Source organism: Streptomyces sparsus (assembly GCF_054776295.1).
Genome location: NZ_BAAHCA010001421.1, coordinates 1 through 861, shown reverse-complemented (window position 1 = coordinate 861; position 861 = coordinate 1). Strand labels below are relative to the sequence as shown.

Annotated in this window: 1 protein-coding gene; it reads left to right on the top strand. The window is 74.6% G+C overall.

Annotated elements, in window-relative coordinates; genetic code table 11:
• A partial coding sequence (locus tag ACYVE9_RS28810; protein ID WP_461030824.1) for a DUF5914 domain-containing protein occupies window positions 1-861 on the top strand: 861 nt, incomplete at both ends.

The window sequence follows — 861 nt, the reverse complement described above, 5'->3', positions numbered from 1 at the left end:
GCCCTCCGGCAACTGGTACGTGCTGGCAGCCGCCGGTGAGATCCGCTCCGACCGGACCTTCGGCCGTACCGTCGCCGGACAGGAAGTGGTGGCGTGGCGCGACCGGGCCGGCACGCTGCACGCCGGCCCCGGCTCCTGCCCGCACCTGGGAGCGCCGCTGCGGGAGAGCCCGGTGCGCTGCGGGCAGGTCGTGTGCCACTGGCACGGACTGGCCCTCAACGGGGCGCCGTTCGCCAGCTGGCAGCCCTACCCCGTGCACGACGACGGTGTGCTGGCCTGGGTGCGGCTCGACGAGGCCGGCGGTGAGGAACCGCTGCCCCGGCCGGTGCTGCCCACCCGTCCGACCCACCGGGACGCCGTGGTGTCCGCCGTGGTCGACGTGGAGGGCGTGTGCGAGCCGCAGGACGTCATGGCCAACCGCCTCGACCCCTGGCACGGAGCCTGGTTCCACCCGTACGCCTTCGTCGACCTCACCGTTGAGGATCCGGGTCCGGACGGGGACGAGCACGGCTTCGCCGTCGACGTCTCGTTCAGGGTGTCCCGGCGGCTGGTCGTCCCGGTGCGGGCGGTGTTCACCGCGCCCGAGCCCCGCACCGTCGTCATGCACATCACCGAGGGTGAGGGCCGGGGTTCCGTCGTGGAGACGCACGCCACGCCGCTCGCCCCGGACGACCGCGGCCGTCCGCGCACCGCTGTCGTCGAAGCCGTCATCGCCACCTCCGAACGCCGCGGCTTCCGGGCCGCCAGCCACTCCGCCGCCCTGCTCCGCCCGATGATGAGGGCCGCCGCCGGCCGCCTCTGGCGCGACGACCTGGCCTACGCCCACCGCCGTTGGCAACTGCGCAGCACAGGACGATTCCC